The sequence below is a fragment of the Natrialba chahannaoensis JCM 10990 genome (assembly GCF_000337135.1).
GTDB classification, from domain to species: domain Archaea; phylum Halobacteriota; class Halobacteria; order Halobacteriales; family Natrialbaceae; genus Natrialba; species Natrialba chahannaoensis.
Genome location: NZ_AOIN01000035.1, coordinates 22,539 through 36,927, shown reverse-complemented (window position 1 = coordinate 36,927; position 14,389 = coordinate 22,539). Strand labels below are relative to the sequence as shown.

Annotated in this window: 12 protein-coding genes; 6 read left to right on the top strand and 6 right to left on the bottom strand. The window is 62.1% G+C overall.

Annotation, left to right across the window (positions count from 1 at the left end; all coding sequences use genetic code 11):
- Positions 1-62 precede the first annotated feature (62 nt).
- Entirely contained in the window at positions 63-1,826 is a 1,764-nt protein-coding gene (locus tag C482_RS04400) for a hypothetical protein (protein ID WP_006166271.1), read from the bottom strand.
- Positions 1,827-2,058: 232 nt separating this feature from the next.
- Between C482_RS04400 and C482_RS04395 the strand changes: the two genes are divergently transcribed.
- Positions 2,059-3,174, top strand: coding sequence for an RNA methylase (locus tag C482_RS04395; RefSeq protein WP_006166270.1), 1,116 nt, complete (start codon positions 2,059-2,061; stop codon positions 3,172-3,174).
- Between the two features lie 186 nt (positions 3,175-3,360).
- Positions 3,361-4,824: a YjiH family protein gene (locus tag C482_RS04390; protein WP_006166269.1), complete on the top strand. Its 1,464-nt coding sequence runs from the start codon at positions 3,361-3,363 to the stop codon at positions 4,822-4,824.
- A gap of 318 nt (positions 4,825-5,142) precedes the next feature.
- On the opposite strand, the gene C482_RS04385 is transcribed toward C482_RS04390, so the two are convergent.
- From C482_RS04385 to C482_RS04370, 4 genes are all read right to left on the bottom strand, one after another.
- A complete protein-coding gene (locus tag C482_RS04385) occupies positions 5,143-5,793 on the bottom strand; it encodes a helix-turn-helix domain-containing protein (protein WP_006166268.1) in 651 nt (216 codons plus the stop codon).
- 322 nt (positions 5,794-6,115) lie between these two features.
- A complete protein-coding gene (locus C482_RS04380) occupies positions 6,116-6,550 on the bottom strand; it encodes an acyl-CoA thioesterase (protein WP_006166267.1) in 435 nt (144 codons plus the stop codon).
- A gap of 90 nt (positions 6,551-6,640) precedes the next feature.
- Positions 6,641-7,645: an AAA family ATPase gene (locus tag C482_RS04375; RefSeq protein ID WP_006166266.1), complete on the bottom strand. Its 1,005-nt coding sequence runs from the start codon at positions 7,643-7,645 to the stop codon at positions 6,641-6,643.
- Between the two features lie 97 nt (positions 7,646-7,742).
- A complete protein-coding gene (locus tag C482_RS04370; protein WP_006166265.1) occupies positions 7,743-8,945 on the bottom strand; it encodes a DUF7282 domain-containing protein in 1,203 nt (400 codons plus the stop codon).
- A gap of 177 nt (positions 8,946-9,122) precedes the next feature.
- On the opposite strand from C482_RS04370, the gene rnz reads away from it, so the two are divergent.
- Positions 9,123-10,058: a ribonuclease Z gene (gene rnz / locus C482_RS04365; protein WP_006166264.1), complete on the top strand. Its 936-nt coding sequence runs from the start codon at positions 9,123-9,125 to the stop codon at positions 10,056-10,058.
- 90 nt (positions 10,059-10,148) lie between these two features.
- A complete protein-coding gene (locus tag C482_RS04360; protein ID WP_006166263.1) occupies positions 10,149-12,122 on the top strand; it encodes a DUF460 domain-containing protein in 1,974 nt (657 codons plus the stop codon).
- A gap of 29 nt (positions 12,123-12,151) precedes the next feature.
- On the opposite strand, the gene C482_RS04355 is transcribed toward C482_RS04360, so the two are convergent.
- On the bottom strand, positions 12,152-12,331 hold the full coding sequence (locus tag C482_RS04355; RefSeq protein WP_006166262.1) for a DUF7470 family protein: 180 nt from the start codon (positions 12,329-12,331) through the stop codon (positions 12,152-12,154).
- A 125-nt stretch (positions 12,332-12,456) separates the two neighbouring features.
- On the opposite strand from C482_RS04355, the gene eif1A reads away from it, so the two are divergent.
- Together eif1A and C482_RS04345 are read left to right on the top strand one after the other, a co-directional pair.
- On the top strand, positions 12,457-12,747 hold the full coding sequence (eif1A, locus tag C482_RS04350; protein WP_004267570.1) for a translation initiation factor eIF-1A: 291 nt from the start codon (positions 12,457-12,459) through the stop codon (positions 12,745-12,747).
- A 198-nt stretch (positions 12,748-12,945) separates the two neighbouring features.
- Entirely contained in the window at positions 12,946-14,334 is a 1,389-nt protein-coding gene (locus C482_RS04345) for a S8 family peptidase (RefSeq protein WP_006166261.1), read from the top strand.
- Positions 14,335-14,389: the final 55 nt, after the last annotated feature.

Genomic DNA, 14,389 nt, shown 5'->3' with positions numbered 1-14,389 from the left:
ATCCGGTTTATCGCAGTGGTATCGACTGAAGGGACGACGACGAATCCGATGGTTTCGTCGCGTTATCCCCCGATTTTACAGTCACCATCGCCGTTGTCACTGAACTCGTTGATCGCACAGACATCGTCGTTGACGTCGACATCTGACTCAGCCCAGAGCCCCCACGCGTCGCTGTGGCGGAGCGTGCAATCGGCGACCATGAACCGACCGGTTCGAAGGTGAACGGTTCCGTTACTCTCGCGGCCACCGTACTCGACGACGGCGTGCTCGAGTCGATTGTTGTGGCTCTCGGACCCCCAGACGTAGATGCCGTCCCACCAGCCAGGGACTTCCTCGGTGGCAGAGAAGACAATCTTCTCGTCTTCAGTCCCCACCGCGATGAGCCCACTGCCGTCGCGAAGGCGAAATTCGCCCTCTTGTTCGAACAACAAGGTCGAACCAGGTTCGATCGTGAGGTCGATGTCACGAACCTGGGTTCGACCCCGTAGTCGGTACGGGACATCGAGTTTGTTCCACGTGACATCCTCGTGTTCGACGTCCGCTCCATCAACGACAACGGCGTCCTCCTCGTTGCCCGTGTACGTGGAGTTACTATCAAGATAGTGGGCCGTGTGTGCGTCCAGCTTCACCGCGCCGGCAGCGTTTTCCGTGTACGTGTTTGTCCCCGATTCGGGAATCGTCGAGTTAGGGTCGAGAAAGAGCCCGTAACGATCACTGTGACGCAGCGTGGTGTTGGTGATCGGCATCCGCCCATGGCGAATGTGGACGTTGCCGTCGCTCTCACGGCCACCGTACTCAACGACGACGTGATTCAACACGCTGTTTCGTGCCTCGGATCCCCAAACGTAGATGCCGTTCCACCAGCCGGGAATGTTCTGCGTACCGGTGAACACGATCTCGTCGTCTGCGGTTCCATCCGCGATAAGCGTCCCACCGTCTCGAACCCGGAACTCCCCGTCTTCTCTGAACTCGAGGGTGGTTCCCGGCTCGATCGTGATGGTTGCTTCGCGGACTGCCGTCCGATCCCGCAGTTGGTATGGGACATCCAGCGCGTTCCACGTCACGTCTTCGCCCTTGATGTCCTCGCCGTCGACGGCAACCGCGTCAACGCCATTGCCCGCGTACGTAGATTCAGTATCGAGGGCGTGGACGCTGTTCGCACTCAGGCGTACACCACCGGCTTCGTTGCCGCTGTACTGGTTGTTTCCGCTCCCCTCGATTGTCGACTCCTCGTCGACGTACAGTCCGTAGCCGTCACTGTGTGCAAGCGTGCTGTTAGTGATCGGGAAGCGAGAACCACGGAGATGTACGGCTCCGTCACTCTCGCGGCCGCCGTACTCGACGACAACGTGCTCAAGTCGGTTGTTGTGGCTCTCAGATCCCCAGACGTAGATACCGTTCCACCACCCCGGAATGGCCTGCGTACCGGTGAACACGATCGGTTCGTCCGAAGTGCCTGTCGCAACGATTGCTCCGCCTTGGAGCCCACGCACACGAAGGCCGGCACCTTCCTCGAACTCGAGAATGGTCCCCGGCTCGATACTCAGTGTTGCATCGACATTGAGCGGACTCGTCACGCGGTAGAGAACATCAGCAGTAAGTGTTTCGTCCGTTTCGATACCGTCCGAAAGCGCAACCGTTTCGCCGGGACGCTCAAGTTCGTCCTCCCAGTTCGAATCGGTTCCGTCATCCGCCTTGTCGCCATCCTCGTGTTGGTCGTCTGTCGTGGTATCGTCCGTCCCGTTTCCAGACTCATCGCTCCCCGACATACAGCCGGCACCGATCACAAGAGGGATGCCTGCAACGAAGGTCCGTCGATATTGCATGATTCGTAGATGAATCGTACAATTATATAGTTAATTAAATGCAAGTAAGATTGGTTTCTGTGCAGGATGATATCGTGTTATCTCTACTACATCATCCCCGATTATTATTTGATTACACATGAGTAGAGGGCAGAATACTGATTCCACGCCGCCGAAATACGCGTCCGGGGATGGGGCACAATCTGTCACGCAAAGCGGTAGGCTCATACCGGCCCCGCGGTGACGAACGACCATGTACTTCCTCGAGCTCGGCGGCGAGGACGACGCGTTCGCGGCCCGCGAAGCGGCGAGCGCCGCGAGCGACGTACGCCGGATTGCGCCGGGTCTTGCCGTCGCGCGTGGAATCAAACCCAAACGAGTCCGCGGGCTGGCCTACACTCACCGCGCGAGCGAGTTGCTCGGACGGACCGGTACCGACCTCGCCAGTGCGCGGGCGCTCCTTGAAGCGGCGGTACTCGAGCGCGATCCATCCGAAACGACAGTCGCCGTCCGCGCGACCGATGTCCACGGCGCAACCGGGATTGACACCGCGCAGACAGAGCGTGAACTCGGACAGGTGTTAGTCGACCGCGGCTTTGGGGTCGACCTCGACGACCCGGACCGCGTGTTGCGGGCGGTGTTTTCAGCTGGATCAACTGCAACGGACGAGGCAACGACAACCCAGAGCGAAGGCGTTGGTCGTAGCGAGGACAACAACGGCGACACCAACACAGACACCGGCGACGGCGTCTGCGCTCTCGGCTGGCTCGCCGCCGAGAGCATCCGTGACTTCGGCACCCGCGCACCAACGGACAAACCCTTCTTCCAGCCCGGCAGCATGGATCCACTGCTCGCCCGCGCGGTCGCGAACATCGCCGGCGCACGACTCGGCCGCACTCTTCTAGACCCGATGTGTGGCACCGGCGGCGTCCTCGTCGAGGCTGGCCTCGTCGGCGCGGACGTGATCGGGACCGACGCGCAGGCAAAGATGGTCGAGGGCGCTCAGAAAAACCTGAGCCATTTCCTGGATCGAGACGAACCATCGCCAACTGGCGTCGAACGCGGTGTCTGGCACGTCGGCCGCGGCGACGGCACCCGCCTCCCGCTCGCGGACGACGCCGTCGACGGCGTCGTCTTCGACGCACCCTACGGTCGTCAATCCAAGATCGACACCCACCGACTCGAGGACCTAGTGGCCGGCGCGCTCTCGGAAGCCCGCCGCGTCGCCTCGCGAGCCGTCGTCATCGCCGACCGCTCGTGGGAACGCGAGGCGAGTGAGGCAGGCTGGGAACTCGAGTCCACCTTCGAACGGCGGGTGCATCGTTCGCTGACGCGATACGTCCTGATACTTTCGGACGATTCGAAGTAACCCTCGTTTTCCGCCGCCGTTATCTGTTCCGCCGAAACTGTCGAGGACCCCATATCGTCGGTAAGCGGCCCAGGGACACCAATTGCTATTTCCAATCAAGAGATGTGAGTCCGTTACGTTCTGATTTATACCACCCACCCTATGGAACTGTCTTCGTCTTGCTGGTTGCTACCACACTACTATCGTATGCCCAACGGAACGATCTGGTCTCGTGACGATCAAGAGACGGAACGCGTCGAACAGAAACCCGAACCGAAGACGATCGACGACATCAACCTCACGGATATTCGGCGGGGACCAGTATCGAAGTTCGTCCTAGCGTTCCTCGTTGGCTTCGTGTTCTTTCTGGTCCCGGTCCCCTGGGACGGACAGCTGACGGTTCCGTTCGACATCGTCATCAACTGGATCACCGGGTCGTTCCCCACGCTTTCGGGTGTGTACGCATTGCTCCTCATCGTGGCCGGTGGCATCCTCACGACGGTTGCAGAGTTCCGAAAGCGAGGCATGCTCACGATCAACGACGGCCTCGCCGAACGGCTGACGCTGCCCTACTGGGAAACGTCCACGCCGTTCTGGTTCTTCCGGGTCGCCGGTGCCGTCCTCGCACCGTTTCTCTTCCTCGGAATCGGTCCTGACTGGATGACCGGTCCCGGAACCGGCGGACTCGTCTGGGGGACACTCATTCTGAGCGTCGCGGTGATCATTCCGATCGGTGCCATTTTCATCAACCTCTTCGTCGAACTGGGCGGCCTCGAGTTCGTCGGCACGATGGCGCGGCCGATCATGCGACCGCTGTTCAAGATACCCGGGCGCGCGGCACTCGACAGCGTTGCCTCCTGGGTCGGTTCCTACAGTGTCGGCTTCTACGTCACGCGAAACGTCTTCGATCGAGGCGAGTACTCCAAACAGGACGTCTACATCATCTGTACGTGTTTCGCGACGGTGTCGATCGGCTTCGTCGGAGTCGTCGCCGCAACAGTTGACCTACTCGAGTTGTTCCCGATCATCTTCCTCGCGTATCTCGTCTGTATCGCCATTTCGAGCGCGATACTGGTTCGCATTCCGCCACTGAGCAACGTGCCAAAGGAGTACGTGGCCGAACCGAACCCCGAAACACCGTTCCGTGGATCGGTCGGCGATTACTTCCGGTTCGGCCTGTCCGAGGCCGTCAAGAAGGCCGAAACGGGTGACTCGATCATTGGGGCGTCGGTTCGTGGGTTCGTCGACGGACTCAAACTTGCCGTGCTCATCCTCGGGACGATACTCTCGATCGGCCTAGCTGCGGTCGTCGTCGCCGAGCACACACCGGTGTTCGACGTTATTTCCCAGCCACTCATCCCGGTCATCGAGTTGCTCGGCATTCCTGACGCCGAGGTCGTCGCCCCCGCGACGATCATCGGGATCACCGAGATGTTCATCCCCGCGTTGCTGGTCGCCGAAGCCGACGCGATGGCGCGGTTCTTCATTGCGGTCCTCTCGATCTCACAGTTGATCTTCTTCTCGGCGACGGCACCGATGATGATGGATATGTTCAACGATATTCCGATCCGGTTTCGCGACCTCGTGCTCCTGTTCGTCATGCGGACTGTCATCCTCGTTCCGATCATTGCCGCGATGACACACCTCCTCGCGGCAGTTGGTCTGCTCTGAGGATCGACACTCGCTGTCCCCGACTTCGGTATGTTCCGGTTTGGACGGGTGTTACAGTAGAGACAGGAGAAAGCCCACGGCTTTAGCCGTGGGATGAACCCGTAAGTTCCATTCAACTGGTTGACGTAACCTGAACTACCGGAGTTCCCGCGCCGAGAAACACCGTTTCGACGGCATCAGAGCTTCGCTCTGTGACGTGGCTCCCGAAAGGGAATTGGACCACCGAGGAAACGCGCAACCTTGAACTCCCCTTCGGGAATCCCACGACTTTAGTCGTGGGAGGAGGTTAAGTAGTGAACTACGTTATCGCTCGGGCGGTCAGTACAGATACGCTACGAGCGACGTAATCAGCTTCCGTTCCGCTCGCCGAAGGTGATCCTCGGCCGTCCGCCGACTGACATCGAGTTCGGCCGCCAATTCCGCGGTCGTGGTCTCGCGCGGAAGATCGTAATAGCCGCTATCGACGGCGAGCGTCAGTACGTCTCGCTGTCGTGCGGTCAGTTCCGGCAACACATCGTCGAGAGTCAGCAACGGCGAGGACTGGGTGGGTGCGCCGATCTCGCGTTTGGTGCGGACGTCGATCTCGAAGCCGGCCTCGACCAGATCACCGTACAGTGCCGTGAGACTCTTTGAATCGAGCGCGAGAATCCGGCAGTGTTTCTTCCCGTCTTCGTATCGTAACGGCGGTAACAACAGACAGTTGTGATCCGCAAGGTAGCGCTCGATGTACCTCGTCTCCTCCCGTTTGAGACAGGAACTGGTGATGACGACGGCCTCGCCGTCCCGCCGGAGTTGCTCCTCGATGCCGATGTCCGTGCGGATCTGCGAGAGTAGCGGGTCGATCGACGATCCGGCGACGTAGAGCAGATCCGAGTGCTCGTTACACCAGAGTTCGATCCGACAGTCTGCGCCGTCGGTCGGCTCGGTGTACGCACTCGAGTCGCTAATCGTAAACGTTGCTTCGTACACGCTTCTCGAGTCGGACGCCGAAGCTTATAAACCCGTTTCCGAATGGAACAGTTTCTGAACCAGTCTTTCGGGAGAAGGTGAGAATATCACACATGGAAGACATCCGATTACATGGGCTGTGGGCCTGCGACAGAACATAAAGGACAAGCAGTGTTCGCAAGACTGGCAGCCTTTCGCGCACACCAGAACGGCGAACCGTTCTGGGACGTTGACGAGACGTGGAGCATCTCGTTCGCACACCAAAATTACTCCTAGAGACGCTGTATCCTCTCCCTGCTCATGTCAGTGGGTGTCGTCAGAATGGCAGATTTCTGATTGCCGATTAGTCGCTGAGCAGTGCCCGCTCGCGCAGTTGCCGGCCCTCGTCACTGTCGACTGTCAGGTCGGGGACCGGGACCGGCGCGTTGTCCTCATCGATGGCGACGAACGTGAACGAGGATTCGGTCGTCTTCTCGATCTCGCCCGTCCGGGGCTCCTCGCGCCAGGCCTGCAACGCGACGTGGACGCTTGTCCGACCTGCGTCGTAGACGTAGGCCTCGACTACCGCCGTGTCGCCGATCTGGATAGGACGCTCGAAGTCGAGTTCGTTCACCCGAGCAGTGACGCAGGTTTCACCAGCAAATCGCATCGCCGACATCGCACTGACCTCGTCGAGCCACTTCATCAGGTTGCCGCCGTGGAGCGTCGCGTTGTTGTTCGCGTGGTTCGGTTGAACGCGAAACCGATTCTGAATCCGGGTGTCGATAACTGTTGGCACGTGCCAGATATGCGCTAGGGTAACAATAAAACTCGCCTGCGCCAATGCACTTTCGACGCTTTTCGGCGTTGTGAGAGCAATGATAAGCGCTCAGACGTCCCGACCGAGCTCCGCCAGCAGGTGCGAGACGTGAATCCGATCGCTCGAGCCCTCGTGCATCTCGAACTCGATATCTGCGGCGAGTCGGTGCATCCGCGCCAGTTTCTCGCCCTGATACCGCTTTCGCGAAAGCCGCAGAATCGAGTCAAGGACTTCCTCGCCGTCTAGCCCTTCGTCGACGAGCAGGTCGTCTAACGTCTTTCGGGCGTCAGTGAACTCGCCGGCCTCCGCGTCATCGAGCATCGACTCGATCTCGTCGTCCAGCCCGACCTCACCGATCGTCTCGTAGGCCGCGCTCATCGTGAGTTCGCCCGCGTCCTCGACCGTCGTCTGGGCCGCGAGAATCGCCTGCCGAAGGTTACCGTTCGCGTAGCCCGCAACGAACTCGAGTCCGTCCGGTTCGTAGTCGACGTCCTCGGCCTCGGCGATGTGCTCGAGGACGGTGACGGTCTCCGCGCTGCTCGGCGAGCGAAAGGAGACGGGGAAACAGCGCGAGCGGATCGGCGGGATGAGTTTCGTTGGCTGACGGGTCGCGATGATAAACTGTGTCGTCCGGTGGTGTTGCTCCATGATCCGGCGCAGGGCTTGCTGGAAGTCCTCGCGGACGTCTTCGGCGTTGTCGAGCAAGATCGTCTTGTAGTCGCCGGAGACAGAGGCGTAGCTCGCGGATTCTTTGAGGACGTGGTTGATCATGTCCCGCTTCGACAACGAGGAACGACCGACGAGGAACTGCGCGAAGCGCGGGTCGTTCTTGATCTCGGTTTTCGTCCGCCCGAAGAAGTCGGCGACGTTGATCTCGATCAGGTCGTTGTCGGGGTCGGCGTGCGCTTCGCGGGCGAGTGCGCGCGCTGCCGCCGTCTTGCCGCTGCCGGGTGGCCCCTGTAAGAGGAGATTAATCGGTTCGTCGACAGCCCGTTCCAGATACTCACGGGCGTCGTCCTGTGGCAACTCGGCCAACTCGGGGGCGTGCGTGTCGGTCCACAGCGGCGCGTCCATCGGCGAATGCTAGGGACGGGGCGGGTAAGAATCGGTCGGTTACAGTCGGTTGCACCGTGACGTCTGAGAGACGGGCAACGCGCGAGACCAGCGACGGTCACTCCGCGTCAGTCGACTCCTCGCCGACGATGAACGTCGTTTCGACCCAGTCAGGTAACACCTCGTCGTCGACCACAATCTCGTCGCCATCCGGTTCGTACAGTGTGGCTGACTCGCGGTCCTCCGGATCTCCCTCGTAGATGACCGCCGTGAGTTCGTCACCGTCTTCGACCGAGACGTTCTCGTCGTAGGAGACGCGCACCTCCTCGTGTTCACCCGGCTCGAGTTGGTCGCTCGCGCCGATCATCTCGCGGTCGGCAGGGTCGATGTCGCCTTGGTCTTCTCCTTCACCGTCACCGTCGTCCGTTGCATTCTCCTCATCCTCACCTTCGACGATCGCAACGAATCCGTCGACCGGAATCGCCACGTCCGTAATCACGCGACTCTCGCTCGCGTCAGTAACTGTAACGGCTGGCTCCGTGTGGAACTCGAGTTCGATCGTCTCGTGGATGCCGTCACGGTCGGTGTAGACGCCGAGGACGCGCTCACCGGGTGGCGTCCCGCGAGTGTCAACCTCGAAGGTGACGGTCGTCGACTCGCCGCCTTCTAGGTCGAGCGTCTGCCACTCGAGTAGCCGGCCGTCGAGACGAAGTTCGACGGGCTGTTGGGCGTCGAGATCAGTCGGGTTACGAATCTCGGCGGTGACTTCCATGGTTTCGTTCGTCGTGGCACTGCTCGGCGCGTCGAGATCCTCGACGGCGAAGGAGTCCTCGAGTGCGTCGTCGATCTCCTCGGCAGTGACGGTGGCGACGTCGCTGACGGGGTAGCCAGCCGAGAGGTACGGCTGGTCCTCGGCACCGTCGGTCTGGGCGTAGGCGAACTCGTCCTCGTCTGCGGTGTTCTGGTGGACTGTCGCGGTGAGGCGACCGAGCAGGTCCTGTTCTGAATCGTCATCTCGGTCGATGGTGAGCTCCTCGTGGGTGCCCGCGGAGAGTGGCTCCGAAACGGCGAGGGGCTCGGTCGCGTCGGTACCGTCGGTGATGACGACGTAGCCGTCGTCGGAGAGGGTGACCTCGTCGATGACGACCACAGAGCCGTTCTGCTGTTGGTCTTCGAACTCGATCGTGGCCTCAGGGTCGTCGTCGATGCCGAAGAGTGCGGGTGCCTGACCGACGACGATGCCCGCCGCGAGGACGATCGTGATGGCGATCAGGATGGCGACGACACGTTTGATCGTGCCGAAAGTCGGTCTCGAACTCATTGGGGGTTGGACTGGATGACCAGGGGTACGGACTGGAGTGACGTAAAACGCGCCGTCCGTTTGCACGACACTCGTCAGACAAGTTGTGACTGACAGCGACACAGCAAGCTACTGTACCGATGGTCCAACATTCGAAGCGGGTTTAGCCCCGGACCGTCGAACACACTATCACTACCGATGCCACTACGCGTGACGTTCCTGGGGACGGCGGGCGCGGTTCCGACGACCAACCGGAACCCGAGCGGAATCCACGTCGCCCGCGAGGGCGAGGAACTGCTGTTCGACGCCGGCGAGGGAACCCAGCGTCAGATGATGCGTTTCGGGACCGGCTTTTCGATTTCGCACCTGTTCGTCACGCACCTCCACGGCGACCACGTCCTCGGAATTCCGGGGCTGCTCCAGACGATGGACTTCAACGACCGCGAGGAGCCACTTGCCGTCCACACCCCATACGGCACGCGCCGTCAGCTCAAGGGACTCGTCAACGCGCTCGGCAACCGCCCCTCGTTTCCGGTGCGGATCAACGAAGTCGGCGACGGTGACGTTGCCTACCGTGCCGACGAGTTCGAGGTGCGCGCGTTCGGCACGGACCACGATACGCAGTCGGTCGGGTATGCACTCGTCGAAGACGACCGCAAGGGCCGCTTCGACCGCGAACACGCTGAAGAACTCGGCGTCCCCGTCGGCCCGAAATTCTCGAAACTGCACAACGGCGAGCCAGTCGAACTCAAGGACGGCACCGTCGTCGAACCCGAGCAGGTCGTCGGTGAACCCCGGCCCGGCCGCAGCCTCGTCTATACCGGCGACACGCGGCCAACAGTGGCGACGATCGAGGCCGCGGACGAGCCCGACCTACTGATCCACGACGCGACCTTCGCCGAAGACCGCGCAGATCGAGCAGCCAAGACCGCCCACTCGACGGCTCAGCAGGCTGCCGAAATCGCGAACCGCGCCGGTGCAGATCGACTGGCGCTGATGCACATCTCCTCGCGCTACGCGGGCCACACTGGTGACCACCTCGCCGAGGCGCGCGACGTGTTCGACAGCGAAGTAATTGTCCCCGAAGACGGCGATGTGATCGAACTCGAGTACGTGGACGCGGACGAAACGTAACCTAGGCTGGAATCCGCCGGCGATCTGATACCTCCACCACAGACTCACACCCGCGCCGGATTTATACTTACTTCGCCCCTACCACCGTCCGTGAGTACGCGAACGAGTGCGCTTGATGCAGTCGTCTTCGGGGTCGACGTCCAGAGCGGTGACGTGCGCGGTGACGCACCGTCGTACGCGCTGGTCGAGTTCGACGGCGAGACGGTCTCGCGGGACGTCGTCTCACACCGAAAACTCAGACGGCTGATCGACGACGAGGAGCCGGCGATCGTCGCGACGGATAACATGTACGAGCTGGCCGCCGACAAGGACCAACTCATCCACCTGCTTGGCTCGCTCCCGGCGGGAACGAAACTGGTGCAGGTGACGGGTGCCGAACAGCCCGAGCCACTCTCTCGAGTCGCGAAACGCCACGGGATCCCCTACGGCAAGGAGCCGATGCAGGAGGCCGAGGCCGCCGCCCGCCTCGCCGCCCACAACGTCGGCCACGAGGTCTCCGCCTTTACCGATACGACGACCGTCAAGGTCGCTCGGGGCCGCTCCACCGGCAGCGGCGGCTGGAGCGAGGACCGCTACACCCGCCGTATCCATGGCTCGGTAAAAAAGCGCGCCCGCGAAGTCGAGTCCGAACTCGAGGAGGACAACCTCGCGTACGAGACGGACATCCGGGAAGCCTACGGCGGCTACGCGAACGCAGTGTTCACCGTCGAGGCGCGCCCGCAGGATATTCCGGTCTCGCGCAACCGCTCGGGTGACGTGCGCGTCGAAATCGAGCGCGAGCGCCGCGACGGCATCGAGTTCCGGCCGCTCGTGAAGCGCCGTGACCACGTCGTCGTTGGGATCGACCCGGGGACGACGACCGCCGCTGCCATCGTCTCTCTCGAGGGCGACGTGCTCGACGTCTGGAGTTCACGGACCAGCGACACCGCCGACGTGATCGAGTGGATCGTCGAGCGCGGCCGGCCGATCATCGTCGCCGCGGACGTGACGCCGATGCCCGAAACGGTCGAGAAGTTCCGCCGGAGCTTCGACGCAGCGGGCTGGACTCCGGAGACGGACCTGCCGGTCGACGAGAAACAACACCGGACACGCGACCATCCCTACGACGACGATCACCAGCGCGACGCGATGGCGGCCGCGCTGTACGCCGTCGACGCCCACGAAGACCAGTTCGAGCGCATCGCCGCGAAGCTCCCACCGGGAATCGACCGCGGCGAGGTCACCGCCCGCGTCGTCGCCGGCGAGGAGAGTGTCGAGGCCGTCCTCACAGACCTCACGGACGACGACGGCGACGAAGAGGAGACGACCGAGCACGAACCGCGCGAACTCAGCGAGGAGGAACGGCGGATCAAGGATCTGGAACGACAGGTCGAACGCCTCCAGTCGCACGTCAAAACACTTGAGGGACGAATCGAAGATCGCGACGACCGCATCGACGACCTGGAACGGGAACTCGAGTCGGCCCGCCGCCAGGAACGCAAGGAGGTGCGCCAGGATCGAGAGGTGACCCGCCACCGTCGCACGGCGGAGCGACTCGAGTACGAACGCGACGAGGCCCGCGAGCGCGTCGAGGAGTTAGAGGACAAGGTCGCACGAATGAAGGCCCTCTGGAAGCTGGATCACTCGAACTTCAGCGACGTCTCTGCAAAGAAAGAGGGGCTGGTGCCGGTCAAGGTCGTCGAGAAGTTCACGAAGGGGGCGATCCGCGAGGCCGACGACCAGTACGGAATCGCGGAGGGAGACGTAGTCTACGTACGCGACGCGAGCGGTGCGGGGCGCTCGACGGCGGAGTTACTCGCGGGGTTCGAACCGCGGGTGATCCTGAAGGATGGCGGGCTGTCGGAGGTTGCCGACGAACTCCTCTTCGAGCACGAGATTCCGGTCGGACCCGCGGGTGACGTGGCGATGCAGGAGGTGGACGAACTCGCCGTCGCACGGGAAGAGGACGTGGAGGCAGTGATCGACGACTGGCACGACCGCGCCCAGGAGCGGCGACGCGATCAGAAGGCAGCGATGGTCGATCAGCTGATCAGCGAGCATCGGGCTGGCGACAACGAGGTCTGACAGAACTGAGACGGCACGCAGAACGAGATCTAGAACATACCGAACTGCTGGAGGACACTCGAGACGAGTGCCTTGACGACGAGGCCGAGGCCGGCGAGCACGAGTGCGATGCCGACGGCGATGACGTAGTTCGCGTAGGCGACGATGCCAATACCGGCGACGAGAATCAAGATACCGACGATTCCGAGAGGACCGAGCTGTTTCAGCATAGTCGTGCATGCTCAGTCAACCGAAATAAACGCCGTGGTTCGCGGGACGGTTCTCGCCAGCGCGGGGTGTGATCGCCCCACGGAATCGATAAAGGGTTAAACCGTTCGAACTCGAACCGGGGCCCATGAGCGACGACGGCGAGGGTGGTCGGAAGAACCTCCGAATGCCTGAGGAGGATGAGGTCTTCGCGACCGTCACGAATATGCTCGGAGCGAATCGGGTGACAGTACGCTGTGCAGACGGGAAAGAGCGCACTGCGCGCATTCCCGGCAAGATGCAAAAGCGCATCTGGATCCGCGAAGACGACGTGGTCCTCGTCGAGCCGTGGGATTGGCAGGACGAGAAGGCCGACATCACCTGGCGCTACGAGAAGAGCGACGCAGACCAGCTGCGTCGCGAAGGGCACATTCAGTAGCGACTCGAGACGGCATTTTCGTTTGGTTCAGTTCGGTCGGTGGGGCTGGAATTTCACTATCGAGACAGTTGTGTCAACGCGGTAGCCGCCTCTGTGCATCGATGAGTGATAGTGATAGTGATAGTGATAGTGATACCTGCCAACGAAGTGAACAGACACCACAGAAAGCTTATCTGGCAGGTTTACCTTTCAGTCCCCATGACACTCACTCGTCGCCAGCTCCTGCAGGGTGCCGGCGCAGCCGTCTCCGTCAGTCTCGTCACGTCTTCGGGGACGGCAGCGGCGTCGCAGTCGTCTGCAGCGTCACCCTCGTCGGACACCCGACGGGTGTTCATCCACCCGCAAAACGGACTGCTCGGCGAGCTACTCGACGTCGTCGACTCCGTCGGCGGCACGACGCTTCGCGAGTACGACAACTTCGACTTCGTGCTCGCAGAAGTGCCGTCGAACCGACTGGACGAGTTACTCGCCGCGACCGGTGTCGCCTCCGTCGAGGAGGACGACGAAACCGGAATCCCGGACGACTGGTCGCCGTCGCTACTCGAGTCGTTGTTGCCGCCGGACCGATCGGACTGTGATACCCACCCTGACCAGCAGGCCTCGTGGGGACTCGAGCGCATCGGTGCAACTGCGGTCGAGCCGGACGGATCGGGCGTCGATATCGGAATTCTCGACACTGGCATCCAGACCGACCACTGTAGTCTCTCGGTCGCTGGCGGGCGGAACGTCACTGGCTCTGGGCTCCCCGACGACTACGAGGATCAGCACGGCCACGGCACGCACGTCGCCGGCGTCGCCGGCGCGCTGGACAACGACCGCGGCGTGGTGGGGACGGCACCGAACGCGAACCTCTACGCCGTGAAGGTGCTCGACGACGACGGCAACGGACGGTACAGCGATCTGATCGCCGGCATCGACTGGTGCATAGAGAACGACGTAGAAATTATCTCGATGAGTCTCGGTGGGGAAAGCGAGAGTGACGCGGTCGACGAAGCGATCGAGACCGCCCACTCGGCAGGTCACCTCCTCCTTTCGGCAGCCGGCAACGAGGGCAACAACGGAAGCAGCTCCTGTACCGAGGAGACGATGACCTACCCGGCGACACACGACGACGTCATCGCCGTCACCGCGATGAACGAGGACGACACGCTCGCCACCTACAGTAGCGTCGGTGAGGGTGTCGACCTGCTCGCGCCGGGCACTGACATCACCTCGAGCACCGTCGACAATCGCTACGCCGAGGCCAGCGGAACGAGCGTCGCAACGCCGTTCGTCGCCGGCGTCGCGGCGCTGTGCTGGGAGACGCGCAAGGAGTCGGGGCCGGTGCCGGGTACCAACGATGCAGTCCGGTCGATCCTCGCCGAGACGGCAGAACCGGTGCTCGAGACCTGTGCTGAAGGAGACGGCCTCGTCGATGCCCGCGCGGCGGTCGGCGACGACCGAGCGACGGGCGGGTCCGAGCGTAACGAAGGCTGGTCCGAGAGTGGCTCAGTTGGCACGCTCCGCGAGGGAGTCTCGTCAGTGTTCGAGTGGGTCACTGATCTGGTCGGAGCAATCGCCGAACGGCTCGGACGGCTGTTCGGATAGCTTCAACGAGCGAGACAACACGCTCCTTTTGTCGATCGGATGAGTCGAGACTCGG